This window comes from Marinobacter sp. C2H3, from assembly GCF_037080155.1.
Taxonomy (GTDB): domain Bacteria; phylum Pseudomonadota; class Gammaproteobacteria; order Pseudomonadales; family Oleiphilaceae; genus Marinobacter.
Map to the genome: position 1 here is coordinate 29,728 of NZ_JBBBNZ010000006.1, position 22,829 is coordinate 52,556.

The 22,829-nt window shown below is 63.8% G+C and carries 23 protein-coding genes; 7 read left to right on the forward strand and 16 right to left on the reverse strand.

Translation table 11 applies throughout. The annotated features are described in order from the left end of the window. Positions 1–44: 44 nt before the first annotated feature. Positions 45–1,001 carry a bifunctional riboflavin kinase/FAD synthetase gene (ribF, locus tag V3388_RS14765; protein WP_336368344.1) on the reverse strand — a complete coding sequence of 319 codons (957 nt, stop codon included), beginning with the start codon at positions 999–1,001 and terminating at the stop codon, positions 45–47. 117 nt (positions 1,002–1,118) lie between these two features. After that, complete coding sequence (gene murJ / locus V3388_RS14770; RefSeq protein WP_336368345.1) at positions 1,119–2,735, reverse strand: murein biosynthesis integral membrane protein MurJ; 1,617 nt, start codon at positions 2,733–2,735, stop codon at positions 1,119–1,121. Between the two features lie 251 nt (positions 2,736–2,986). On the opposite strand from murJ, the gene rpsT reads away from it, so the two are divergent. After that, positions 2,987–3,256 carry a 30S ribosomal protein S20 gene (rpsT, locus tag V3388_RS14775; RefSeq protein ID WP_336368346.1) on the forward strand — a complete coding sequence of 90 codons (270 nt, stop codon included), beginning with the start codon at positions 2,987–2,989 and terminating at the stop codon, positions 3,254–3,256. Between the two features lie 69 nt (positions 3,257–3,325). On the opposite strand, the gene proB is transcribed toward rpsT, so the two are convergent. The 4 genes from proB to rplU all read right to left on the reverse strand — a co-directional run bounded on the left by proB (position 3,326) and on the right by rplU (position 6,391). Then, complete coding sequence (proB, locus tag V3388_RS14780) at positions 3,326–4,447, reverse strand: glutamate 5-kinase (RefSeq protein ID WP_336368347.1); 1,122 nt, start codon at positions 4,445–4,447, stop codon at positions 3,326–3,328. A 3-nt stretch (positions 4,448–4,450) separates the two neighbouring features. Further along, positions 4,451–5,647 carry an Obg family GTPase CgtA gene (cgtA, locus tag V3388_RS14785; RefSeq protein ID WP_336368348.1) on the reverse strand — a complete coding sequence of 399 codons (1,197 nt, stop codon included), beginning with the start codon at positions 5,645–5,647 and terminating at the stop codon, positions 4,451–4,453. 135 nt (positions 5,648–5,782) lie between these two features. Continuing rightward, on the reverse strand, positions 5,783–6,043 hold the full coding sequence (gene rpmA / locus V3388_RS14790) for a 50S ribosomal protein L27 (protein WP_336368349.1): 261 nt from the start codon (positions 6,041–6,043) through the stop codon (positions 5,783–5,785). 36 nt (positions 6,044–6,079) lie between these two features. Continuing rightward, positions 6,080–6,391 (reverse strand): 50S ribosomal protein L21, encoded by a 312-nt coding sequence (gene rplU / locus V3388_RS14795; protein ID WP_336368350.1) that lies wholly within the window; start codon positions 6,389–6,391, stop codon positions 6,080–6,082. Between the two features lie 230 nt (positions 6,392–6,621). On the opposite strand from rplU, the gene V3388_RS14800 reads away from it, so the two are divergent. Further along, entirely contained in the window at positions 6,622–7,590 is a 969-nt protein-coding gene (locus V3388_RS14800) for a polyprenyl synthetase family protein (protein ID WP_336368351.1), read from the forward strand. Positions 7,591–7,646: 56 nt separating this feature from the next. Here V3388_RS14800 and V3388_RS14805 read toward each other — a convergent pair whose 3' ends face one another. Continuing rightward, positions 7,647–8,633, reverse strand: a complete 987-nt coding sequence (locus V3388_RS14805) for a glutathione S-transferase family protein (RefSeq protein WP_336368352.1) — start codon at positions 8,631–8,633, stop codon at positions 7,647–7,649. A 108-nt stretch (positions 8,634–8,741) separates the two neighbouring features. Between V3388_RS14805 and V3388_RS14810 the strand changes: the two genes are divergently transcribed. Then, positions 8,742–9,662 carry a LysR substrate-binding domain-containing protein gene (locus V3388_RS14810; RefSeq protein ID WP_336368353.1) on the forward strand — a complete coding sequence of 307 codons (921 nt, stop codon included), beginning with the start codon at positions 8,742–8,744 and terminating at the stop codon, positions 9,660–9,662. Between the two features lie 108 nt (positions 9,663–9,770). Beyond that, positions 9,771–11,315: a WS/DGAT/MGAT family O-acyltransferase gene (locus tag V3388_RS14815; RefSeq protein WP_336368354.1), complete on the forward strand. Its 1,545-nt coding sequence runs from the start codon at positions 9,771–9,773 to the stop codon at positions 11,313–11,315. A 92-nt stretch (positions 11,316–11,407) separates the two neighbouring features. Here V3388_RS14815 and V3388_RS14820 read toward each other — a convergent pair whose 3' ends face one another. Then, positions 11,408–12,070, reverse strand: coding sequence for a DUF2057 family protein (locus V3388_RS14820; RefSeq protein WP_336368355.1), 663 nt, complete (start codon positions 12,068–12,070; stop codon positions 11,408–11,410). Positions 12,071–12,333: 263 nt separating this feature from the next. Here V3388_RS14820 and V3388_RS14825 point away from each other — a divergent pair, with 263 nt between their 5' ends. Next, entirely contained in the window at positions 12,334–12,537 is a 204-nt protein-coding gene (locus V3388_RS14825) for a DUF6316 family protein (RefSeq protein WP_336368356.1), read from the forward strand. Positions 12,538–12,576: 39 nt separating this feature from the next. On the opposite strand, the gene V3388_RS14830 is transcribed toward V3388_RS14825, so the two are convergent. The 8 genes from V3388_RS14830 to glyA all read right to left on the reverse strand — a co-directional run bounded on the left by V3388_RS14830 (position 12,577) and on the right by glyA (position 19,189). Then, positions 12,577–13,149, reverse strand: coding sequence for a phosphatidylglycerophosphatase A family protein (locus tag V3388_RS14830; RefSeq protein WP_336368357.1), 573 nt, complete (start codon positions 13,147–13,149; stop codon positions 12,577–12,579). After that, the gene (thiL, locus tag V3388_RS14835) at positions 13,142–14,095 is read right to left on the reverse strand and encodes a thiamine-phosphate kinase (protein WP_336368358.1); all 954 of its coding nucleotides are present in this window, start codon (positions 14,093–14,095) and stop codon (positions 13,142–13,144) included. Before thiL ends, V3388_RS14830 begins: the two co-directional genes overlap by 8 nt. Before the next feature lie 3 nt (positions 14,096–14,098). Next, complete coding sequence (gene nusB, locus V3388_RS14840; RefSeq protein WP_336368359.1) at positions 14,099–14,575, reverse strand: transcription antitermination factor NusB; 477 nt, start codon at positions 14,573–14,575, stop codon at positions 14,099–14,101. Beyond that, on the reverse strand, positions 14,575–15,051 hold the full coding sequence (ribH, locus tag V3388_RS14845; RefSeq protein ID WP_336368360.1) for a 6,7-dimethyl-8-ribityllumazine synthase: 477 nt from the start codon (positions 15,049–15,051) through the stop codon (positions 14,575–14,577). The genes nusB and ribH overlap by 1 nt, the downstream gene beginning before the upstream one ends. Before the next feature lie 40 nt (positions 15,052–15,091). Then, positions 15,092–16,207 carry a bifunctional 3,4-dihydroxy-2-butanone-4-phosphate synthase/GTP cyclohydrolase II gene (gene ribBA / locus V3388_RS14850; protein ID WP_336368361.1) on the reverse strand — a complete coding sequence of 372 codons (1,116 nt, stop codon included), beginning with the start codon at positions 16,205–16,207 and terminating at the stop codon, positions 15,092–15,094. 69 nt (positions 16,208–16,276) lie between these two features. Continuing rightward, a complete protein-coding gene (ribD, locus tag V3388_RS14855; protein ID WP_336368362.1) occupies positions 16,277–17,395 on the reverse strand; it encodes a bifunctional diaminohydroxyphosphoribosylaminopyrimidine deaminase/5-amino-6-(5-phosphoribosylamino)uracil reductase RibD in 1,119 nt (372 codons plus the stop codon). Then, entirely contained in the window at positions 17,392–17,925 is a 534-nt protein-coding gene (gene nrdR / locus V3388_RS14860; protein ID WP_336368363.1) for a transcriptional regulator NrdR, read from the reverse strand. Before nrdR ends, ribD begins: the two co-directional genes overlap by 4 nt. A 10-nt stretch (positions 17,926–17,935) precedes the next feature. Further along, positions 17,936–19,189: a serine hydroxymethyltransferase gene (gene glyA / locus V3388_RS14865; protein WP_336368364.1), complete on the reverse strand. Its 1,254-nt coding sequence runs from the start codon at positions 19,187–19,189 to the stop codon at positions 17,936–17,938. A 237-nt stretch (positions 19,190–19,426) separates the two neighbouring features. On the opposite strand from glyA, the gene ettA reads away from it, so the two are divergent. Both ettA and radA read left to right on the forward strand, forming a co-directional pair. Next, the gene (gene ettA, locus V3388_RS14870; RefSeq protein WP_336368365.1) at positions 19,427–21,088 is read left to right on the forward strand and encodes an energy-dependent translational throttle protein EttA; all 1,662 of its coding nucleotides are present in this window, start codon (positions 19,427–19,429) and stop codon (positions 21,086–21,088) included. Positions 21,089–21,241: 153 nt separating this feature from the next. Then, complete coding sequence (gene radA / locus V3388_RS14875) at positions 21,242–22,618, forward strand: DNA repair protein RadA (protein ID WP_336368366.1); 1,377 nt, start codon at positions 21,242–21,244, stop codon at positions 22,616–22,618. Positions 22,619–22,829 lie beyond the last annotated feature (211 nt).

Genomic DNA, 22,829 nt, shown 5'->3' on the forward strand with positions numbered 1-22,829 from the left:
CTGGGTTGTATCGGTTAGGCCGGACCGGTTTTCACCGGTCCCGATCAGTCGTTCTGGGCCCGGAGCCAGGCCCGGGCCTCATCCTGATCACGGGCAATCTGGTCTTTCAGGGCATCGATGGAATCAAACTTCACTTCGTCCCGCAGGGCGTGGCGGAAGGTCACGTCCAGGCGCTGGCCATAGAGTGTGCCAGCAAAGTCAAACAGGTGCACTTCCAGCGACGGCCGGGTGCCGTCCACCGTTGGCCGGGTGCCGATGTTGGCAACGCCGTCGTAGCGGCGGCCGTTGGCCAGGGTTGCTGTCACCACGTACACGCCCCGCAACGGCGGCGTGCGACGGAGCCGGAGGTTGGCGGTGGGCGCATTGATCTGCCGCCCCAGCTGTTTGCCGTAGACCACCTTGCCGGCAATCGTGTAGGGGTGGCCGAGCAGCGCTTCGGCCTCGTCCAACCGGTTCGCCGCCAGCGAGTTGCGGATGCGGGTACTGCTGACCCGGTCGCCCCCCACCGTCACCGTGCGGGTGTGCTCCACCGTAAAGCCGTTGCGGGCGCCTTCGGCCTGCAGCAGCGCAAAATCACCGGCACGGTCGCAGCCGAAGCGGAAATCGTCACCGACCACCAGGTGCCGCACCGCCAGCCCGCTTACCAGAACATCGTCGATAAAGCCGAGGGCTGAGTATTCGCGAAAACCCTGATCAAACCGCAGGCACAGCACCAGGTCCACGCCGCGGGCCAGCAAAGCGTCCACTTTCTGGCGAAACGGCATCAGGCGCGGGGGCGCCTCGTCACCCTGGAAGAACTCCCTGGGCTGGGGCTCAAACACCATGACCACGGACGGCAGGTCCAACGCCCGGGCCTTGCTCTTCACCTGATCAATGATGGTCTGGTGCCCCAGGTGCACGCCGTCAAAATTTCCGATGGTGGCAACACAGCCGCGCGCCAGCGGCGAATCGGCACGGGAGGAAAGCTGTTTGAGGTGAGACTGGCCCCGGATCAGACGCATGCAGCACAAACCTTGCGTGTACAACGGCTTTCAGCGAGCCCGCTCAGCCCGGCACGGTCCAGGACCGGGTCCGGCGAATGCTGCGGGAACGCTGGTGAGAAAACGCGCGATTATACCTTACCTGATGCGAAAATGTCTTATCCGCACCCCGACCAGTGCCAAGACCGCAAAATACGCCACAACGCCCGCGCCAACGAGCCCTGCCATCGCCAGCGCTCTCTCACTGCCAGACATCGTCAGCCAGCGCGCAGCCGGGCCCACCAGCCAGAGAATCACCGCCGCCAGCGCGCCGTTGGCCGCCAGCAATCGGAGCAGGAACACCGGCCAGCCAGGCTGGCTACGCCAGGCTTGCTCCCGCTTCAATCCCCGCCACAACAGCCCGCCGTTCAACCAGGCGGAGAGCGAGGTGGCCAGCGCGAGGCCGGCGTGCGCCAGCGGCACAATGAGAAGCAAGTTGAACACCATGTTGGCCACCATGGCGATGATGCCGATTTTCACCGGGGTGCGGGTGTCCTGCCGGGCAAAGAACCCGGGCGCCAGCACCTTGATCAGCATGAACGCCACCAGGCCCGCCGAATAGGCGCGAAGGCTCTGGGCGGACATGGCCAGGTCCCGCGGGGTCACCTCGCCGTAACCAAACAGAGTGGCCAGCAGCGGTTCTGCCAGCAGCGCCAGTGCCAGCGCCGCTGGCACCCCAATCAGTAGCACCGCGCGCACCGCCCAGTCCAGGGTGGCGGCAAACTGCTCGGCGGAGGCGGAGGCGTGTTTGCGGGACAGGCTGGGGAGGATCACGGTCGCAATGGCAATCCCGAACACCCCGAGGGGCAGCTCCGAGAGCCGGTCCGAGTAATACAGCCAGGACACGCTGCCGGTCTGGAGGAACGAGGCCAGCACGGTATCCAGCAGCAGGTTGATCTGGCTGACCGACACCCCGAACAGGGCGGGCGTCATCAGCGTCAGTATCCGGCGAACGCCCTCGTGGCGATAATCCACCTTCGGCCGTGGCAGCAGGCCCAGGCGCATCAGGAACGGCAGTTGGAAAAACAGCTGCAGCGCGCCAGCGATGAACACCCCCCAGGCCAGCGCCATGATCGGTTCGGCCATCAGCGGCGCCAGCCAGATGGCGGCGGCGATCATCGCGAGGTTGAGCAGCACCGGGGTAAACGCCGGCACCGCGAAGCGGTCGTAGCTGTTGAGGATAGCGCCGGCAAAGGCCGTCAGCGAAATCAGCAGCAGATAAGGAAAGGTGATGCGCAGCATGTCGCTGGCCAGGCCGAACTTGACCGTTTCGTCGACAAAGCCCGGCGCAAAAACCGCCGTCAACAGGGGCGAGCCGATCATGGCCACCACGGTGACACCGAGCAGCACCAGCCCCAGGGAGCCGGCAACGGCGTTCACCAGACGGCGCACCTCGGTAATGTCACCCTGCTCCCGGTAGGACGACAACACCGGCACAAAGGCCTGAGAGAACGCACCCTCGGCGAACAGCCGGCGCAGAAAGTTGGGAATCTTGAAGGCCACGAAAAACGCGTCGGCGCCGGTGCCCGCCCCAAAATATCGGGCCACCACCATATCCCTCACCAGACCCAGCACCCGGGACAGCAGGGTCATCAGGCCAACCACGCCGGACGACCGCAACAGGCCCGGCGCCGGTTTGGGCGCGCCAGACCCCGGGGCGGCGGAATCGGTTCCGGTAGGCGATGAAGACAACGGTGGTTCCGGCTGCGATGCCATGCTGATCCTGCTCTGTAGATACCCTTATCCGGCCGGACACGCCCCGGCAGCGGCGATCGGCGAGTGTAGCACAGCCCCCGGCCGGCGGGGCACGGACCGGCTTTCGGCCTTGACATTTCGGGCGCCGGGCGGCATAGTTCCGCGTCATTTATTTCGACGCGCTGGAGTTTGGCGCGCACGCGATCTACGAATTCGTCAGGAATTCACTAGACGTCAATCCGCAACGTTTTCAGATTTTCAGGAGTTTTACGGTGGCAAATTCCCCGCAAGCCAAAAAGCGCGCTCGTCAGAACGAGAAGAACCGCAAGCACAACGCCAGCCTGCGTTCCATGGCGCGCACTTACGTGAAGAAAGTCCAGGCCAAGATCAGTGCCGGCAGCTACGAAGAAGCCCAGGCAGCCCTTCAGCAGGCTCAGCCGATCCTCGACAGCATGGTCAACAAGGGCATCTTCGCCAAGAACAAGGTCGCTCGTCAGAAGAGCCGCCTGAACGCCCGGATCAAGGCTCTGAAGAGCGCCTGATCCAGCGATTGCCACAAAAAAACCGGCGCGATCGCCGGTTTTTTTTGTGGCTAAAATTCACCGGAAGCACTAACCCAGCACCAGGTTATCCCGGTGGATCATCTCCTCATCCGAGATATACCCCAGCACCTCTTTGATCCGCTCGCTTGAGCGACCGGCAATGGCGCGGGCCTCGTCGGCGTCGTAGTTCACCAGGCCACGGGCAACCTCCTGCCCGGCCTCATCCAGGCACAACACCACATCGCCCCGCCGGAACTGGCCAGACACCGCCTTTACTCCTACCGGCAGCAGGCTCCGACCACCCTGACGCACCACCCGCACAGCGCCTTCATCCAACGTGAGCCGGCCGTGAATCTGCAGGTGACCAGCAATCCACTGCTTACGGGCCGCCACCCGGCCTTGATCCGGCAGCAGCAGGGTGCCCACCGGCTCGCCCTCCCGCAGGCGGGCGATCACCCCCTCAAGGCGACCGCCGACAATCACCGTGAAGGCGCCGGACCGGGCGGCCAGCCGCGCGGCCCGGAGTTTGGTCTGCATACCGCCCCGGCCGAGGGCACCGCCACCACCGGCCATCGCGTCCAGATCCCGGTCACTGGCATGCCGCTCGGTCAGAAGGACCGCGTCCGCGTGCTTTCGCGGGTCCCGGTCGTACATGCCGTCCTGATCCGTCAGCAGGATCAAGCCGTCGGCTTCCACAAGGTTAGCGACCAGTGCGCCCAGGGTGTCGTTATCGCCGAACCGGATCTCATCGGTCACCACCGTATCGTTCTCGTTCACGATTGGCACCACCCCCACGGACAACAGGGCCCGCAGCGTGCTGCGGCCGTTCAGATAGCGCTTCCGGTCCGAAAGGTCGTCGTGGGTCAACAGGATCTGGGCAGTGTGAATGCCGTGGCGAAGGAATTCCGCTTCCCAGGCCTGCACCAGGCCCATTTGCCCGACTGCCGCCGCGGCCTGCAACTCGTGCAAACGGTCCGGGCGGCGCGGCCAGCCCAGCCGGCTCAGGCCAACAGCAACCGCGCCGGAGGACACCACCACCAGCTCCACGCCCTGCTCCACCAGCGCGGCCATCTGGGCCACCCAGCCCTCCAGCGCGGACTGATCCAGGCCCTTGCCATCATTGGTCAGCAGGGCACTGCCGATCTTGATCACCAGGCGCCGGGCCTGGCGCAGCGGGCTGCGGTGGCTCATGACTTACTCCGGAGCATAGACGACTTCCACGTCGCCATCGTCGTCTTCGTCGTCATCATCCAGGCCTTCCGCCCGGCGGGCTTCGCGCCGCGCCTGGCGTTCCGCCTCGATGCGCGCCCGTGCCTCTTCATCCATCCGGCGACGGCGGGCCGCCTCTTCCTCGGCACGCTCCGGGTTCTGGGCCTCTTCCTCGGCCTGAATCTCGATCCAGCGCATCACCGCCTGCACCAGCGGCTTGGTACCCTCGCCGGACAGGGCGGAAATCCGGAACACCGGCCCGTCCCAGCCCAGCTCGTCAACGATGCCCTGGCAGACGGCCTCGCGCTCGTCTTCCGGCAGCATGTCAACCTTGTTCAACACCAACCACCGGGGACGGTCCGCCAGCGTTTCACTGAACTTTTCCAACTCCCGGGCAATGACCCGGACCGCCTCGGCGGGGGAGGAACCGTCATAGGGCGCGACATCCACCAAATGCAGCAACAACCGGGTGCGCACCAGATGCTTGAGGAACCGGATACCCAGCCCCGCGCCTTCCGCCGCGCCTTCAATCAGGCCCGGGATATCGGCGATGACAAAGCTCTGGTGGGCCTGCACACTCACCACGCCCAGGTTGGGCACAAGCGTGGTAAAGGGGTAATCCGCCACTTTCGGGCGAGCCGCCGACACCGAGCGGATAAAGGTAGACTTGCCGGCGTTAGGCAGCCCCAGAAGACCCACATCCGCGAGCACCTTAAGCTCCAGGCGCAGGTTGCGAAGTTCCCCTTCCGAGCCCTTGGTGGTCTGGCGGGGCGCCCGGTTGATGGAGGATTTGAAGCGGGTATTACCCAGTCCGTGGAAGCCACCCTGGGCCACTTTCAGGCGCTCGCCCTCATGAGTCAGGTCGCCCAGCACTTCGTGGGTGTCCATATCCACCACGGTGGTGCCCACCGGCACCGGCAGCACCAGGTCCTCGCCCTTGGTGCCGGTGCAGTTGCGACCGGCACCGGGCTCACCATTCTGGGCTTTGTATTTGCGCTGAAAACGGTAGTCAATCAGGGTGTTGAGCGACGTATCCGCTTCCAGATAGACCGATCCGCCATCGCCGCCATCGCCGCCGTCCGGGCCGCCCTTGGGCACGTATTTCTCCCGCCGGAAACTGAGACAGCCGTGACCGCCCTTACCGGCTTCCACAATGATGGTGGCTTCGTCGACAAACTTCATACGCCAGATGTCCCTGCATAAACTAAAAAGCCCCGCAGCCTCAAGGAAGCTTTGCGGGGCTCCGGATGTACCTGCTGCCGATCAGATCAGCATATCAGGCTCACCCAAGGTTCGACAGAACCGGATCGCCGCGGCTTACGCCGCCGGAACGATGCTCACGAACTTGCGGTTCTGCGGGCCTTTGGTCTCGAACTTCACCTGACCGTCCGCTTTCGCGAACAGGGTGTGGTCCTTGCCCAGGCCAACGTTGTTGCCAGCGTGGAAACGGGTGCCACGCTGACGGATGATGATGCTGCCTGCGGTGACGGTTTCGCCGCCGAAGCGCTTCACACCAAGTCGTTTCGACTCGGAATCGCGACCGTTACGGGTACTACCTGCTGCTTTTTTGTGAGCCATTACCAGCCTCCTTCAATTAAGGGGTTGATCGAGGGCTTAGCCCTGGATACCCGTGATCTTGACTTCGGTGAACCACTGACGGTGGCCCTGACGCTTCATGTGGTGCTTACGACGACGGAACTTGATGATCTGTACCTTGTCGTGACGGCCGTGGCTGACCACTTCCGCAGTCACCTTGGCGCCGTCAACCACCGGCGCGCCCACTTTTACGTTGTCGCCGTCGGCAACCAGCAGGACGCGATCAAACTCGACGGCACCGCCGGTTTCCACTTCCAGCTTTTCCAGCTTCAGGGTTTCGCCTTCCTTCACACGGTGCTGCTTGCCACCGCTAACAATTACTGCGTACATTCGTTGTCTCCACGATAGACCCATCCCTGCTCTTATCCACCTGGTTCTAAGGGAAGCACTCTGGCAACCCTATAGCAGGGAGCGCAGGTTGGGATGAGTTGGGCGCGTGATTGTACGAGAACCGGCCCCATTGAGCAAGTGGCGTTGACACTACCACCTGCAATACCTAGCATTGCGGCGTCTTGCCTGAATTCCCCTTTCAGACCCACGAGCAAGGATCCACGAGCCGCATGACAGCCCAGCGCATCTACGACACCGTGGCGGAGGATTTTTCCCTCGTCAACGATCTGATCATCCGCCGGCTGTCGTCCGACGTGCCGATGGTGGAAAAGATTGCCCAGTACATTATTGAAAGCGGCGGCAAACGCCTGCGCCCGCTGCTGGTGCTGCTGTCCGCCCGCGCCCTCGGGCATCGTGGCGACGAGCCCCTGAAGCTGGCCGCCGTCATCGAGTTCCTGCACACCGCCACCCTGCTCCACGACGACGTGGTGGACACTTCGGACCTGCGCCGGGGCCGCGCCACCGCCAACGCCCGCTGGGGTAACGCGCCGAGCGTGCTGGTGGGGGATTTCCTGTACGCCCGCGCCTTTGAAATGATGGTGGAACTGCGCAGCCTGGACATCATGGACGTGCTCTCCCACGCCACGGCGGTCATTGCCGAGGGCGAGGTGATGCAATTGATGAACGTGAAGAACCCGGACCTGAGCGAAGACCAGTACATGGCGGTGATCCACAACAAGACCGCCATGCTGTTTGAAGCCGCCTCCCACACCGGCGCCCTGCTCTCCGGCGCTACCGATCTGCAGGAGCGGGGGCTGCGGGATTACGGCAAGCACCTCGGGCTGGCCTTCCAACTGGTGGATGATGTGCTCGACTATCAGGGCGACGCCGAGGCCATGGGCAAGAACGTCGGCGACGACCTGGCCGAGGGCAAGACCACGCTGCCGCTGATTTACGCCATGGCCCGAAGTACCGACGACGAACGCCAACTGATTCGTAGCGCCATCCGCAAGGGCGGGCTGGACGACCTGCCTCGCATCCTCGAGATCGTCCAGCGCTCTGGCGCCATTGACGATACCCTGGCCCGCGCCCGCGAGCAGGCTGCGCTCGCTAACGACTGCCTCGGTTGCCTGCCGGACTCCGCCCATAAAGAGGCTCTCGTGGCACTGACCGAACTTGCCGTGGCACGGGTAAGCTAAGGGAATAAAGAAGGGGTCAGATGAGTTTCATCTGACCCCGTTTTTGCGCCCGGCGTTCAGCCCAACCGTTCCCGCCCATGGGGCGCCTCAAAATCCAGCTCAGGGCCAACGGGCACAATCTGGGTCGGATTCACCGTTCGCTGGCTGACGTAGTAATGCCGCTTGATCTGGTCAATGCTGACGGTCCCCGCCACACCCGGCGTCTGGTACAGGTCCCGAAGGTACCCGGACAGGTTGGGGAAATCCGCAATCCGCTGACGGTTGCACTTGAAGTGGCTGAAGTAGACCGCGTCAAACCGCACCAGGGTGGTAAACAAGCGCCAATCGGCTTCCGTGGGTGTGTTGCCGACCAGATAACGCCGGGTCGCCAGCCGCGCTTCCAGCCAGTCCAGGGACGCAAACAGCTCGTGGTAGGCGGTTTCGTACTTGTCCTGAGCCGTGGCAAAACCGGCTTTATACACGCCGTTGTTGACGGTGTGATAAACCCGCTCGTTGACTGCATCAATCTCCGCCCGCAGGGTCTCGGGATACACATCCAGCCCGGCATTCACCCCCGGCAGGCCATTGAACGCCCCGTTGAACATGCGCAGGATATCCGCCGACTCGTTGCTGACGATGGTCTGCCGCTCCCGGTCCCACAGAACCGGCACGGTCACGCGGCCGGTGTAGTCTGGTGCCGCCCGGGTGTACAGTTGGTGCAGGCACTCCAGGCCGTAAAGGTGATCCTGATGCTCAGCGTCGCCGGGCCGGAATTCCCAGCCCTGCTCCAGCATGTCAGGGTGAACAACGGAGACGGACACGTGGTCTTCAAGCCTCTTGAGGCGCCGAAGGATCAATGTGCGGTGGGCCCAGGGACATGCCAGGGAAACGTAAAGGTGATATCGACCGCTCCGAGCCTCAAAACCGCCTTCGCCCGTCGGGCCGGCGTCACCGGTCTTCGTCACCCAGTTCCTGAACTGGGCAGACTCCCGCTGGAATTTACCACCCGTGCTTTCGGTGTCGTACCACTGATCGTGCCACTGCCCGTCCACCAGCAGTCCCATCGCGACGCCTCCATTTATCAGTTTCGTTCAAATAGGCAGACAGCGTAACGGCACGGCTGCTACCCTCAAAGCAAGCATTTCTGGCAAACACCTTCAGATAATTCGAACATGCACACAGCCATCACCATAGACGCACTGAAAGTCTTGGACGCCATCGACCGCAAAGGCAGCTTTGCCGGTGCCGCCGCAGAGCTGTTCAGGGTACCCTCAGCCATCAGCTATACGGTCCAGAAGCTTGAAGAAGACCTGGACGTTGCCATTTACGACCGCTCCGGCCATCGGGCCATTCTCACCCCCGCGGGCCGCTATCTCCTCGAGCAGGGGCGCTCCCTGCTCGAGGCCGCGGAAACCCTGGCACACACCACCCGCCAGGTTGCCCAGGGCTGGGAAACCCGACTGCGCATCGGGTTCAACTCCCTGCTACCGGCCGAGTGCCTGTTCCCGACCATCCGGGCGTTCCACGAGCTCGGCGTGCCGGTGGACGTGCAGGTGGTGGAAGAGGTGTTCGCCGGCGCGTGGGACGCCCTGCAAAGCCGCCGGGTGGACCTGGTGGTCGGGGCTGATCAGTCCAGCAAGCCGGCAGGCAACTTTGCCACCCACAACCTGGGCCCGATTCACTTTGTCTTTGCTGTTGCCGCCAGCCACCCCCTGGCGGCCATTGAACGCCCGCTCTCGGAGGACGATATCGCGCGCTATCCGGCGGCGGTAGCCGCGGACACCTCCCGCGCCCTGCCCCCCGGCCACGCCGGGATTTTCAGGCGCCAGCGGACAGTCACCGTCAGCAACATCGACCAGAAGATCGCGTTACAGGCCTCCGGACTGGGGGTGGGCTGGCTCCCAGAGCCACGCGTCCGCCACCTGCTCGCCAACGGCACGCTGATGGAAAAGGCCGTCGCCGAACCCCGGGCACCGATCACGTTGCATCTGGCCCGTCACGCTGAGGACCGGGGTAAGGCGCTGATGTGGTTCTGGGATCGGCTCCGGTCGGAAAACACCCTCAGCCAATGGCTTGGCCATGAGGCTAACTGACCTCCGGGGCATGACCCAGCGCCCCGCCCGGAACGGACGACTCGGTCAATCTTCTGTAAGACGGCCTGGTCTATACTGCGCCCTCAGCCGGCCCTAGGAGTTGTTTGAATGCGGCAATTGTCGGAACTGGACGCGTCCTTCCTGTACCTCGAATCGGAAACGAGCCCGATGCACATCGGCGGCGTCTATCTGTTCGATGGCAGCCACCGGGACACCCCGCTGGCCTTCAGCACCTTTGTGGCACACCTGCGCAGCCGGCTGCACGTGGTGCCTGTGTTCCGCCAGCGCCTCAAGGAAGTTCCTTTGCGCCTTGGCCGCCCGTACTGGATTGACGACCCGCATTTCAGCCTTGAGCGCCATCTGGCCTACGTCAACCTGTCCCACGGGGGCACCAGCAAAGACCTCATCTCTCTGGCGTCGCGGATTCTCGAGGAACCGCTGCGGCGGGACCGTCCGCTGTGGCACATCACGTTTGTGGACGGTTTTGGCATCGATGGGGCTGGCGAGGAAGACACCAGTGACCAGGGCCGGAGCGCCTTTGCGCTGATCGTCAAACTGCACCATGCCGCCATCGACGCGTTCAGCGGCGAGGAAATTCTCGGAAAGCTGCTGGAGTACACGCCGGAACCGCGCCCGATCATTCCCGCCCGGCCCTGGCGGCCACACCCGGAACCCTCGCGGGAACGCGTGGCCCTGCAGGCTGGCGCCAACCTGATGCGAACACCTTTGCAAGTGACGTCGCTGGCCTTCAACGCCGTCGAGGCCACCGCCCGGGGCCTGGTCCACCGCCAGTTGCGCAAACTGCCGCTGCCGTTTCCCCTGTTCTCGGCACCGACCAGCCCGCTGAACCAGCAGATTACCGCCAATCGTCGGATTGTCGCGGCCAGCGTTGATCTCGCCCGCCTGAAAGCCATCAAGGCAAGCCTGGGGGATGTGACCCTGAACGATGTGGTTCTTGGCCTGTGCGCGGAAACCCTGCGCCGCTACCTGACCAGCGAGGGTGCTGACATGGACCGCTCCCTGGTGGCCATGACCCCGGTTTCCGTTCGCTCCAACAGCCTTCGCCTGGCCACCGGCAACCGGATGTCCGCCATGCTGCTGGACCTGGCCACCACTGAACCCGATCCGGCCCGCCGCATCCGGCGCATCCACCGGAACGCGGTGGTGTCCGAACCCTACCGGGAGGCGATTGCCGCCGACCGGCTGACCGAGCGTTTGCCCTCCACCCTGCTGGCCCTGTCAGCGCGACTGTATACGGAGCTGCAGATTGCCCAGCGCTACCAGCCGGTGTTCAACCTTCCGATCACCAACGTGCCGGGGCCGCAGGTGCCCCTTTACCTTCAGGGGGCCAGACTCGTCCGCCAGTACAACACCTCGCCCCTGTTCGACACCATGGGGCTGGTGATTGTGGCGGTGAGCTACCAGGGTGAGCTGACACTGAATTTCACCCTGTGCCCGGACGTTATCCGCAACAGCGAACGCCTGCCGGCATACGTGGAGGCCAGCCTGGAGCAGATCGAGCAAGATGCTCAGGCACTGCAGTCTGAACCCGACGACGAACCGGAACCGGACACGACGACGAGCCTCAGTGACGATGTCCTGACGTTCCTGGAAGGGGGGCTGCAGCGGCTGTTACGACGCAGCAAACGCTGATCGCCCGGGCCAGACCGGGCACGGGCGATCACCAGGAAAGGCGGGCTGATCGATCGGCGGCACCCTCGGCGCCAGACGCCAGCCCGGAGGGATTACTTCAGCGCCCAGCTCATGAAGGCCCGCTTTTCCTCCTCAGACGCGGACGACCACAGCGCTTTCATCTGCTCGAGGGTGGAGCCGGATGCCATCGCGCCTGCGGCCCTGTCGGAACCACCTTGCGGTGCCGAAGAGGCCATGGCGGCCTGACGGGCCTCGGCTTCGTTCCACGGCTCTGAGCGGGCCACGACCTTTCCGTCGGCGTCGATGATCGAGACGCGGAAGTCATCCGCCACAGCCATGGCCTCGGCGCGGCTCTTGGGCGCCTCGAACTCAAACCGGTAAGCCTGATTGGGGCGGGCATCAAACCGGACCACCTGAGGCTTGCTCTGAACCACGTGGACTTTGGACTCACCGTTCTCCACCACACCGGACTTGGCCCAGATACTCTTGTAGTCAAACACCACCACGTTCTGGCCCGGCAGCAGCCCGTAGTCCAAAGCAAGGTCGTCCAGTAGATAATTGGTCATGCCCTGGCCGTTCACCCGCAGCACCTGAATCGCTTTCGGAGTCTTCAGAACCGCGGCCTCGCTGGCGGCAGCCGGGTTGCCACTCCAGGTGTTTACCTGGGCCAGGCTGGACGCACAGCCGGACAGGGATACCGCTATCACGGCAGCCACCGCAATGGCAAAAGCCATGGAAAGACGTTTGACAGTCATGGGCACTCCTTCAGTCAGTCGCAGAAAAAGGGTCTTGAATACCTGGGAACCCGGGCATTCTGACCGGGGCCAGCGACGGGCGCAAGGCGCAGCGACCACCCCCCAGGCCGGGCTGGAAACCGGCCGAGCCGGCGCGGACAAGGTATCTCCGGCAGAATTGTAAAAAAATGTTGAATTCGGCATTGGTTGGATTACTTTAAAGAAATCGGCAGAAAACCATCGGCGCCCACATAACCATCAAAACAGGGGCTCAGGAGATTGATATGGATACGCAACAGAGGATCGGAGAAGAAGGCCCCATTCCGTTCCGTAGCAGCCGGTTTTTCTGCGTCGGGAGCAAATGGTACTTCACCACTCGGGAGGGCTTTGACAGCGGCCCGTTCGACTCGCGGGAACGCGCCGAAATTGGCCTACGGCGATTCCTGCACGTAGTGCGACTCCTCCCTGAAGAGCAGACCACCCACTGAGCGCCCCGGGCGCCGTCACCCCCTACAGCGTACCAACGGTCAAAGCAGGACCGGCAGCACCCAGACATCAATGCCGTAGAGGCAGACCAGGGCAAGGATGCCCGCCACCACGTCGTCCACCATAATGCCCAGCCCGCCCGGCAGGCGCCGATCCAACCAACTGATCGGCCAGGGTTTGACCACATCAAACAGCCGGAACAGGCCAAACGCCATCAGCACCCCGTAGATCTGATCCGGAAACAGGCCCAGAGCAATCCACATGCCCACGAACTCATCCCAGACGATTCCGCCGTGGTCGTGGACCTTCAGATCATCGGCGGTTTTGCCACACAGCCAGATACCCACCACAAAGGCCAGCAGGACCACCAACCAATAGATAGGCGCGGGCACCCAGGCAAACAGGTACCACAGGGGAATCGCGGCCAGACTGCCCCAAGTGCCCGGTGCACGGGCGATGGCACCACTGCCCAGGCCGAAGGCCAGAAAATGCACGGGGTGCCGCAGAAAGCCCGGTGGCAGGATCGCCTGGGGAATCTCCGGCGCGCTGTCATCGTCGGACGGATCCGTCGGTGCACCCTCGGGCCCCGTTGTCTGGTTGTTTGAGTCAGTCATCTGCGCTCCGGAAATGGTCGTAACCGGCGCCCGCCGCTTCACCGGGTGCATGAAGGAGCCTCAGCCCGGGCGACGCGTCCACCTCGCCAATGGCGGTCAGACCACCTTTAACGGATTCAGGCAATGTGCGCCAGCGCCCCGCCGGTATCGTCACGCACAGTTCGTAATCGTCCCCGCCATACAGCGCTTTGACGAGCGCGCTGGCGCCACAACACCGGCGCAGGGCCGGTGACAGCGGTACCCGCCGGGCGTCCACGGTGGCGCCCACGCCGGATGCGTCCAGGATATGGCCAAGATCGGCGCACAGGCCGTCGGAGATATCGATGGCTGCTGTCGCCACACCGATCAGGGCCTCGCCCAGTTCGAACCGGGGCTCTGGGCGATGGTAGCGAGCCAGCAGCCGCGCCGCCTCAACGGACGGTGCCGGCTCGGTCAGGTAATCCAGGGCAGCGGCTGCATCGCCCAGCGTGCCGGACACGGCAATCACGTCTCCGGCCACGGCACCCCGGCGGCGCAGAGCCTGGCCCTGCGGCACAGTGCCATGAACCTGCACGGTCACGGTCAACGGCCCGCGGGTGGTATCGCCGCCCGCCAGTGCCAGCCCGAAGGCACCGCCGGCCTCCGCGAGGCCCCGGGCAAACGGCGCCAACCAACGGTCGCTGGCATCCGGCAGGGTCAGGGCCAGGGTAAAACAGACTGGGCGGGCACCCATGGCCGCCAGATCACTGGCGGCACTGCCGAGGGCACGCCAGGCAACGGATTCAGGGCTATAGCCCGGGGGGAAGTGGCACCCCTCCACGAGGGTATCCACTGAGAAGACCAGATCCCGCCCCGCCGGGACGCGCTGGATCGCGCAGTCGTCGCCGGGACCGAGAACGAGTTCGTCACCGCCGTCCGCCGGGGCCATGGACAGAAAGTAGCGGCGAATCAGCTCGAACTCACCCATGGGTCAGCGCGGGCGGGTTTCCGCCAGCCGCAGCCGACGGCTGAGCTTGTCCAGAATGCTGTTGACGAACTTGTGCCCCTCGGTTCCGCCAAAGCGCTTGGCCAGTTCGATGCCCTCGTTGATCACCACCCGGTAAGGCACGTCCAGGCGGTTTTTCAGCTCGTAGGCACCCAGCCGAACGATGGCCAGCTCAATAGGATCGACCTCGTCCAGAGGACGGTCCAGGTAAGGCTCCAGCAGGCTATCCAGTTCCGACTGCTCCCGATGAACGCCGCGAAGAAGGTCCCGGAAGTACAGCAGGTCCACCTTGCTCATGTCGTTATCGACCATGAACTCGGCTTCAATATCGTTGATCGCGCTCCGGCTGAAATGGCGCTGGTACAGGCCCTGCATAGCCAGAGACCGGGCCCTGCGACGGTCGCCCGCCTTCGGTTTGCCCGGCGCCGGGGCGGACGGAGAAGTGTCTTCGCTTGTGGTCATTACTCACCCAGCTTCCGGAACAGGCTGACCATCTCCAGCGCGGTGATGGCCGCTTCGGCACCCTTGTTACCAGCCTTGGTGCCGGACCGCTCAATGGCCTGCTCGATGGAATCCACGGTGAGCACGCCAAAGGTCACCGGCACGTCGGTGTCCAGGCTCACGGCGCCAAGGCCGCTGGCGGCTTCGCCGGCCACGTACTCAAAGTGCGGGGTGCCGCCGCGGATCACGGCGCCCAGGGCAATGACCGCGTCGTAGTCACCGCTTTCAGCCACACGCTTGACCGCGAGGGGCATTTCGTAAGCGCCGGGCACCTTGACGATGACGATGTCGTCGTCAGCGATGCCGTGTCGGCGCAGGGTATCAATAGCGCCTTCTACCAGGCTCTCAACCACAAATCCGTTGAAGCGACCGACCACCAGGGCGTAACGCCCGCTGCACTGGGTAAAATCGCCTTCAATTACCTTGATCTCTGCCATGGATGGCTCCTATGCGGGCCGCCGTCACCGGCGGCCGGGTTCATTCTGGGCTGTAGGGAACGTACTCCACCACTTCCAGGTTGAACCCGGAGATGGCGGAAAACTTGATGGGCGGGCTCAACAGGCGCATCTTGCAGACGCCCAGATCCCGGAGGATCTGGGAGCCGGTGCCCACGGTGAAATAGACGCCGGAACTGCCCTTGCCGGCAGACTGGCGGCCCTGATCGAAAAACTCGTGAATACGGTCTTCGAGGTTGTAGCTGTCCTCTGCACTGTTGAGCAACACCACCACACCCCGGCCCTCGGCCGCGACTTTTTCAAGAGCATGGTGCAGGGGCCAGCTCCGGGAATCCTGGCGTCGGGCACCCAGCAGGTCCCGCAGGGTGTCGGTGATGTGCACCCGCACGAACACTGGCTCATCGGGCTGGATATCGCCCATCACCATGGCCAGGTGGGTGGCGCCCTGGATGCTGTCCCGATAGGTCCGCAGGCGGAACAGGCCGTATTCGGTATCCAGCTCGTTTTCCTCGACGCAGGTCACCGTGCGCTCGTTCATCGTGCGGTAGTGAATCAGGTCGGCAATGGTGCCGATTTTGAGGCCGTGGTCCTCGGCAAATCGCTCGAGATCGTCCCGCCGGGCCATGGAACCATCGTCGTTCATAATCTCGCAGATCACACCGGCCGGCTCGCAGCCCGCCAGGGCAGCCAGGTCGCACGCGGCCTCGGTATGGCCTGCCCGGCTCAGGACGCCGGCGGGGTCCGCCATGAGCGGAAAGATGTGCCCCGGCTGCACCAGATCCGAGGCCTGGGCGTTGCGGGCCACCGCCACCTGAACGGTGCGGGCCCGATCGGCGGCGGAAATGCCGGTGGTGACCCCGTCGCGGGCCTCGATGGACAGGGTAAACTTGGTACCAAAGCCGGAGGCGTTCTGCTGAACCATCAGCGGCAGCCCCAGCTGCTCGCAGCGGGTCCGGGTCATCGGCATGCAGATCAGCCCCCGACCAAACTTCGCCATGAAGTTGATGGCCTCGGCCGTACAGTGCTCGGCGGCCATGACCAGATCGCCTTCATTCTCCCGGTCTTCATCATCCATCAGGATGACCATTTTGCCCTGGCGAATGTCCTCGATAATCTCTTCAATGCTGTTCAGTGCCATACGGTGTCGCACCCTCTGGGTCGCATCAGCGCCGGAGCCTCGCCCCGCCCTCTGCAACCGTAAATGTAATCAGTATCGGCGGACCAGAATGAGGCGCTGATCCTCACCCACCTGTCGCCGGTCGCGTACCGTCCATTGCACCTTGTCGGCCATGGACGTCAGGGGAAGGCACGCCGTGGGCCGCCCCGTACTGCCCAGGAACACTGGCGCCTGGTAGAGCCAGAGTTCGTCGACCAGGTCATCTCGGATGAAGGCGCCAGCCAGGGTTGGTCCGGCTTCCACCAGCAATTCGTTAATGCCCAGGCCGCCCAGGGCGTCCAGAAGCTGTTCTAGATCGATGCCGTCGTCTTTCCAGTCGACGCCGGTCAGGCCGATGCCCAACGCCGCCAGATCCTGGGCCGCAGGCGTCGCCAGCGTGGACTCCGCACAGAACAGTTGCACCTTACCGCCCTGCAGCACCTTGGCACTGGCGGGTGTTCTGGCGTCCCGATCGGCGACCACTCGCAGCGGCTGGCGAGACGGCTCGGTGGCATCGCCGATCTCGCCGAGCTGGTCGCGGCGCACGGTCAGGGCCGGATCGTCAGCCAGAACCGTGCCCACGCCGGTGACGATGGCATCGCTGATCGCACGCAGCCGTTGCACATCCTGGCGAGCGGCCGGGCCAGTGATCCACTGGCTTTCACCGGAGGCCATGGCCGTTCGGCCATCAAGGCTGGCCGCCATCTTCACTCGCACCCAGGGCCGACCTGTGCGCATGCGCTTCATAAAACCCGGGTTGAGGCGTACCGCCTCGTCGGCCAACAAGCCTTCGGTCACTCGAATGCCCGCCTCCCGGAGCATGTCCAGGCCCCGGCCGGAAACCGCCGGGTTCGGATCCTTGGTGGCGGCGACCACGTGGCTGACGCCCGCATCAATCAGCGCCCGGGCGCACGGCGGCGTCCGGCCATAATGGCTACAAGGTTCCAGCGTCACGTACACGGTGGCGTCACGGGCTTCTGCGCCGGCCTGACTGAGCGCGCGTACCTCGGCATGAGCCTCACCGGCCCGCTCGTGCCAGCCTTCGCCCACCAGACGCCCGCCCTGCACGATCACGCAGCCTACCCTGGGATTCGGGTGGGTGGAATAGCGGCCACGCCACGCCAGGCGAATGGCCCGCGCCATCCACTGCCGGTCTTCAATGGTGGTCATTGACCGTCCTTACCGGAGCCGCCGGGTTCCGGCGGTGCTTCCGCCAGCACCCGGGCCACGTCCACCGGACCGTCCCCGTTGTGGGCCGACAGGCGCTCGATCTCTTCCTTGAATTCGTTGATGTCCTGGAAACTGCGGTAGACCGAGGCAAACCTCACGTACGCCACCTTGTCGAGCTGGCGCAATTCCGTCATGACCTCTTCCCCCAACTGACGGGATTTAATTTCCCGCTCGCCGGTGGCCCGCAGCCGATATTTGATGCGGTTCAGGGCCGCATCGATGGCTTCGATGCTTACTGGGCGCTTTTCCAGCGCCTTCATCAGGCCGGCCCGGAGCTTGTCCTCGTCAAACGGTTGGCGGGTGCCGTCCTGCTTTACCACGCGGGGCATCACCAGCTCCGCGGTTTCAAACGTGGTGAAACGCTCGCGACAGGACAGGCATTCCCGGCGCCGGCGGACCTGATCCCCTTCGGCCACAAGCCGGGAATCGATCACCTTGGTTTCGGCTTCACCGCAGAACGGACAGTGCATGAGACCTCGCTCAGCCGTAGACCGGGAAACGGGCACACAGGGCTTCAACCTGCTCCCGAACCCGGGCGTTAACGGTTTCGTCGTCCAGATTGTCGAGGATGTCGCACATCCAGCCTGCCAGGTCCCGACACTCCGCCTCACCAAAGCCACGGGTGGTGACCGCCGGAGTACCGATACGCAAACCGGAGGTAACGAACGGGGAACGCGGATCGTTCGGAACGGCGTTCTTGTTCACGGTGATGTGGGCACGGCCAAGGGCCGCATCCGCGTCCTTGCCGGTGATGTCCTGCTTGATCAGGCTGACCAGGAACAAGTGGTTACGGGTACCGCCGGACACCACATCAAAGCCGCGTTCGATAAACACCTCGGCCATGGCCGACGCGTTCTTGACCACCTGCTGCTGATAGGTCTTGAACTCGTCACTCATGGCTTCCTTGAAGCACACGGCCTTCGCGGCGATGACGTGCATCAGCGGGCCGCCCTGGCCGCCCGGGAACACGGCGGAGTTGAGTTTCTTGTGCAGGTCTTCGTCGTCGCAGGCCAGGATCAGGCCACCGCGGGGACCGCGCAGGGTCTTGTGGGTGGTGGTCGCGACCACGTGGGCGTGGGGCACCGGGTCCGGGTAGACACCGGCGGCCACCAGGCCCGCTACGTGGGCCATGTCGACAAACAGGTACGCACCGACTTTGTCCGCGATCGTCCGGAAGCGGGCGAAATCCAGCTCCTGAGAGTAAGCAGAGAAACCGGCAATGATCATCTTCGGCTTGTGCTCGACCGCCAGGCGCTCGACCTCATCGTAGTCGATCAGGCCAGTGTCCGGATTCAGTCCATACTGCACGGCATTGTAGATCTTACCGGAGAAGTTGACGGTGGCACCGTGGGTCAGGTGGCCGCCGTGGGCCAGGCTCATGCCCAGCACGGTGTCACCGGGCTTGAGCAGCGCCATGAACACCGCCGAGTTGGCCTGGGAACCGGAGTGCGGCTGCACGTTGGCGTAGGCGGCCCCGAACAGCTGCTTGGCGCGGTCAATGGCCAGTTGCTCGGCCACGTCGACAAACTCGCAACCGCCGTAGTAACGCTTGCCGGGGTAACCTTCGGCGTATTTGTTGGTCAGCACACTGCCCTGGGCTTCCATGACTCGCGGGCTGGTGTAGTTTTCGGACGCGATCAGCTCGATGTGGACTTCCTGACGGTTGCGCTCGGCTTCCATCGCGGTCCACAGTTCGTCGTCGTAACCGGCGATTTTCATATCACGATTAAACATGGATGTGCTGCCCCTGTCTGTATGGCTGGCCGGGAGCCCGCCTGACACGCTGGCGGCCCCCTGAAAATTTGGGCCGCTATTCTACCGCGAAAGCGGGTGGAAAATCACCCTGTGAACGGTCCGCAGATACCGTCACGCCGGGATCGGTCCAGGCGGCTCAATTGCTATCGCTGGAGGGTTTCGTTACCTTACCCGGTTACTGTTCTCAGGCACCTGACATCGAAGGATTCAGCCACCATGGCACAATACGTCTACACCATGAACCGCGTGGGCAAGGTTGTCCCGCCCAAGCGCGAAATCCTCAAAGACATTTCCCTGAGCTTCTTCCCCGGCGCCAAGATTGGCGTGCTCGGCCTGAACGGCGCGGGTAAGTCCACCCTTCTTCGGATTATGGCCGGCGTCGACCAGGATTACATCGGCGAAGCCCGCCCCCAGCCCGGCATCAACGTGGGTTACCTGCCCCAGGAGCCGGAGCTGGACGAGAGCAAAACCGTGAAAGAAATCGTGGACGAGGCCGTGGCGAATGTGCACAACGCCCTCGCGGAACTCGACCAGGTGTACGCCGCCTACGCCGAGCCGGATGCCGATTTTGACGCCCTGGCCAAGAAACAGGGCGAGTTGGAGGCACTGATTCAGGCCACCGACGGGCACGACATCGAACGCAAGATGGAAGTGGCCGCCGATGCCCTGCGACTGCCGCCCTGGGACCAGAAGGTCGCCGTGCTCTCCGGCGGTGAGCGTCGCCGGGTGGCGCTGTGCCGCCTGCTGCTGTCCGGCCCTGACATGCTGCTGCTGGACGAGCCTACCAACCACCTGGACGCGGAATCCGTGGCCTGGCTCGAGCGCTTCCTGCACGACTTCGAAGGCACTGTGGTGGCGATCACCCACGACCGCTACTTCCTGGACAACGTCGCCGGCTGGATTCTGGAGCTCGACCGGGGCCACGGCATCCCGTTCGAAGGCAACTACAGCCAGTGGCTGGAGAACAAGGAGAAGCGCCTGGAGATGGAATCCAAGCAAGAGGCTTCTCATCAGAAGGCGATCAAGCAGGAACTGGAATGGGTGCGCAGCAACGCCAAGGGCCGCCAGTCCAAGAGCAAGGCCCGCCTGGCCCGCTTTGAGGAAATGAGCTCCCAGGAATTCCAGAAGCGTAACGAAACCAACGAGCTGTATATCCCGCCCGGGCCCCGCCTGGGAAACAAGGTAATTGAGGTCGATGGCATCAGTAAGTCCTTCGATGACCGGCTGTTGTACGAGAATGTGTCCCTGAGCGTGCCCCCGGGCGCTATCGTGGGCATCATCGGTGGCAACGGCGCCGGCAAATCCACCCTGTTCAAGATGATCGCCGGGCTCGACAAACCGGACGCCGGCACCATTACCGTGGGCGAGACGGTGGAACTGGCGTACGTCGATCAGATGCGCGATCTGGACGGCAGTAAGACCGTCTGGGAAGAACTGAGCGACGGCCAGGACATCATCAAGGTGGGTAACTACGAGACGCCGTCCCGAGCCTATGTGGGCCGTTTCAACTTCAAGGGCACCGATCAGCAGAAGCGGGTCGGCGACCTGTCCGGCGGTGAGCGCAACCGCCTGCACCTGGCCAAGCTGCTGAAACAGGGCGGCAACGTGCTGCTGCTGGACGAGCCCACCAACGACCTGGACGTCGAAACCCTGCGGGCGCTGGAAGAGGCCCTGCTGAACTTCCCGGGCTCCGCCCTGGTGATCTCCCACGACCGCTGGTTCCTGGACCGGGTAGCCACCCACATCCTGGCGTTCGAGGACGACGGCGAGGTGGTTTACTTCGAAGGCAACTTCAGCGACTACGACGCCGACTTCAAAAAGCGCAAGGGCGACTCTGCCATGCAGCCCAAGCGGATGAAGTACAAGAAGCTGGCCTGAGGCCGGCGGGGCGTTAGCAAGGGTCAGAGGAAAGCGTTCATCTGACCCCGGAATTCTGGCCCCGACGTTACCCGCGAACCTGGGGTCAGATGAAAACCTTCATCTGACCCCGATTTGACCGGACCCCGATTGAACCGCACCAAAGGAGCCGACATGGCCAAAGCCAAAACCGCCTTTGTCTGCACCGAGTGCGGCGCTGACTACTCCAAATGGCAGGGCCAGTGCACCGCGTGCCAGGCCTGGAACACCATCAGCGAAGTGCGGGGGGTGTCCGGCCCGGGGAAAGGTGCCCGTAGCGCCCGGTTCGAGGGCTTTGCCGGCAGCCTGTCGTCGGTGAAGAGCCTGGATGAGGTCAGCCTGGCTGAGCAGGCCCGCATCAGCACCGGCATGCAGGAATTCGACCGGGTGCTCGGCGGCGGGCTGGTGGAAGGCTCGGCGGTCTTGATGGGCGGCCACCCTGGCGCCGGAAAAAGCACCCTGCTACTGCAGGCGGTATGCCAGTTGGCGGCCCAGCACCCCGCCCTGTACGTCACCGGCGAAGAATCGCTCCAGCAGGTGGCCATGCGCGCCAAACGCCTCGGCCTGCCCACCAAGGACCTGAAAATGCTCTCCGAAACCTCGGTCGAGCGTCTGCTTCAAGTCGCAGAGACCGAGAAGCCACGCATCCTGGTGATCGACAGTATTCAGGTCATGCACGTGGCGGACATCGAGTCCGCCCCCGGCTCCGTTTCCCAGGTGCGCGAAAGCGCCGCCTTCCTGACGCGCTTTGCCAAGCAGACCGGCACCATCCTGCTGCTGGTGGGCCACGTCACCAAGGACGGCAGCCTGGCCGGCCCGAAGGTGCTGGAGCACATGATTGACTGTTCCATCCTGCTCGAAGGCTCCAGCGACAGCCGCTACCGCACCCTCAGGGGCATCAAGAACCGCTTCGGCGCGGTCAATGAGCTCGGCGTCTTCGCCATGCTGGAACAGGGGCTGAAGGAAGTGAAAAACCCCAGCGCCATTTTCCTGAACCGGGGCGAAGAAGCCGCTCCGGGCAGCGTCGTCATGGTGGTCTGGGAAGGCACCCGCCCGATGCTGGTGGAAATCCAGGCCCTGGTGGACATGGCCCAGGGCAGCTACCCCAGGCGCGTTGCGGTGGGCGCGGATCAGAATCGTCTGGCAATGCTATTGGCCGTTCTGCACCGCCATGGCGGCCTGCACGTGGCCGATCAGGATGTATTCGTGAACGTAGTGGGCGGCGTCAAGGTCAGCGAAACCAGCGCCGATCTGGCCCTGCTGGCGGCGATTGTCTCGTCCTTCCGGGACCGCGCCCTGCCCCAGGACCTGGTCATCTTCGGCGAAGTCGGCCTGTCCGGCGAAATCCGCCCCGTGCCAAGCGGCCAGGAACGCATCTACGAAGCCGCCAAACACGGCTTCACCCGCGCCCTCGTACCCAAATCCAACGCACCCCGCAAACCCCTGGACGGCATGAAAGTGATTCCCGTCACCAAACTGTCCGAGGCCCTGACTGCCCTGGAAGAGCTTTAACCGACGGACAGCACCTAGCTCTGTCTGACTCTGGCCGGGCCTGGTTCGAGTAATGTCGAGAGCCAGGAATGGCCCAAGCCAACCCCACAAAAATCCATTCGCAGTGCTTTTCTAACCTGCGGACAGCATCAAGCTTTGCCGGCCTCTGGCTGTCCCCGGTTCAAAAAATGTCGAGGGCCAAGGATGGCCCGAGCCAAGCCCACAGGGATGT

Bases quoted from the DNA above. Each gene is read 5' to 3' on its own strand.
- ribF (WP_336368344.1), bottom strand. From the start codon at position 1,001: ATGCGTCTGATCCGGGGCCAGTCTCACCTCAAACAGCTTTCCTCCCGT.
- murJ (WP_336368345.1), bottom strand. From the start codon at position 2,735: ATGGCATCGCAGCCGGAACCACCGTTGTCTTCATCGCCTACCGGAACC.
- proB (WP_336368347.1), bottom strand. From the start codon at position 4,447: ATGAGCCACCGCAGCCCGCTGCGCCAGGCCCGGCGCCTGGTGATCAAG.
- cgtA (WP_336368348.1), bottom strand. From the start codon at position 5,647: ATGAAGTTTGTCGACGAAGCCACCATCATTGTGGAAGCCGGTAAGGGC.
- rpmA (WP_336368349.1), bottom strand. From the start codon at position 6,043: ATGGCTCACAAAAAAGCAGCAGGTAGTACCCGTAACGGTCGCGATTCC.
- rplU (WP_336368350.1), bottom strand. From the start codon at position 6,391: ATGTACGCAGTAATTGTTAGCGGTGGCAAGCAGCACCGTGTGAAGGAA.
- V3388_RS14800 (WP_336368351.1), top strand. From the start codon at position 6,622: ATGACAGCCCAGCGCATCTACGACACCGTGGCGGAGGATTTTTCCCTC.
- V3388_RS14805 (WP_336368352.1), bottom strand. From the start codon at position 8,633: ATGGGACTGCTGGTGGACGGGCAGTGGCACGATCAGTGGTACGACACC.
- V3388_RS14810 (WP_336368353.1), top strand. From the start codon at position 8,742: ATGCACACAGCCATCACCATAGACGCACTGAAAGTCTTGGACGCCATC.
- V3388_RS14815 (WP_336368354.1), top strand. From the start codon at position 9,771: ATGCGGCAATTGTCGGAACTGGACGCGTCCTTCCTGTACCTCGAATCG.
- V3388_RS14820 (WP_336368355.1), bottom strand. From the start codon at position 12,070: ATGACTGTCAAACGTCTTTCCATGGCTTTTGCCATTGCGGTGGCTGCC.
- V3388_RS14825 (WP_336368356.1), top strand. From the start codon at position 12,334: ATGGATACGCAACAGAGGATCGGAGAAGAAGGCCCCATTCCGTTCCGT.
- V3388_RS14830 (WP_336368357.1), bottom strand. From the start codon at position 13,149: ATGACTGACTCAAACAACCAGACAACGGGGCCCGAGGGTGCACCGACG.
- thiL (WP_336368358.1), bottom strand. From the start codon at position 14,095: ATGGGTGAGTTCGAGCTGATTCGCCGCTACTTTCTGTCCATGGCCCCG.
- nusB (WP_336368359.1), bottom strand. From the start codon at position 14,575: ATGACCACAAGCGAAGACACTTCTCCGTCCGCCCCGGCGCCGGGCAAA.
- ribH (WP_336368360.1), bottom strand. From the start codon at position 15,051: ATGGCAGAGATCAAGGTAATTGAAGGCGATTTTACCCAGTGCAGCGGG.
- ribBA (WP_336368361.1), bottom strand. From the start codon at position 16,207: ATGGCACTGAACAGCATTGAAGAGATTATCGAGGACATTCGCCAGGGC.
- ribD (WP_336368362.1), bottom strand. From the start codon at position 17,395: ATGACCACCATTGAAGACCGGCAGTGGATGGCGCGGGCCATTCGCCTG.
- nrdR (WP_336368363.1), bottom strand. From the start codon at position 17,925: ATGCACTGTCCGTTCTGCGGTGAAGCCGAAACCAAGGTGATCGATTCC.
- glyA (WP_336368364.1), bottom strand. From the start codon at position 19,189: ATGTTTAATCGTGATATGAAAATCGCCGGTTACGACGACGAACTGTGG.
- ettA (WP_336368365.1), top strand. From the start codon at position 19,427: ATGGCACAATACGTCTACACCATGAACCGCGTGGGCAAGGTTGTCCCG.
- radA (WP_336368366.1), top strand. From the start codon at position 21,242: ATGGCCAAAGCCAAAACCGCCTTTGTCTGCACCGAGTGCGGCGCTGAC.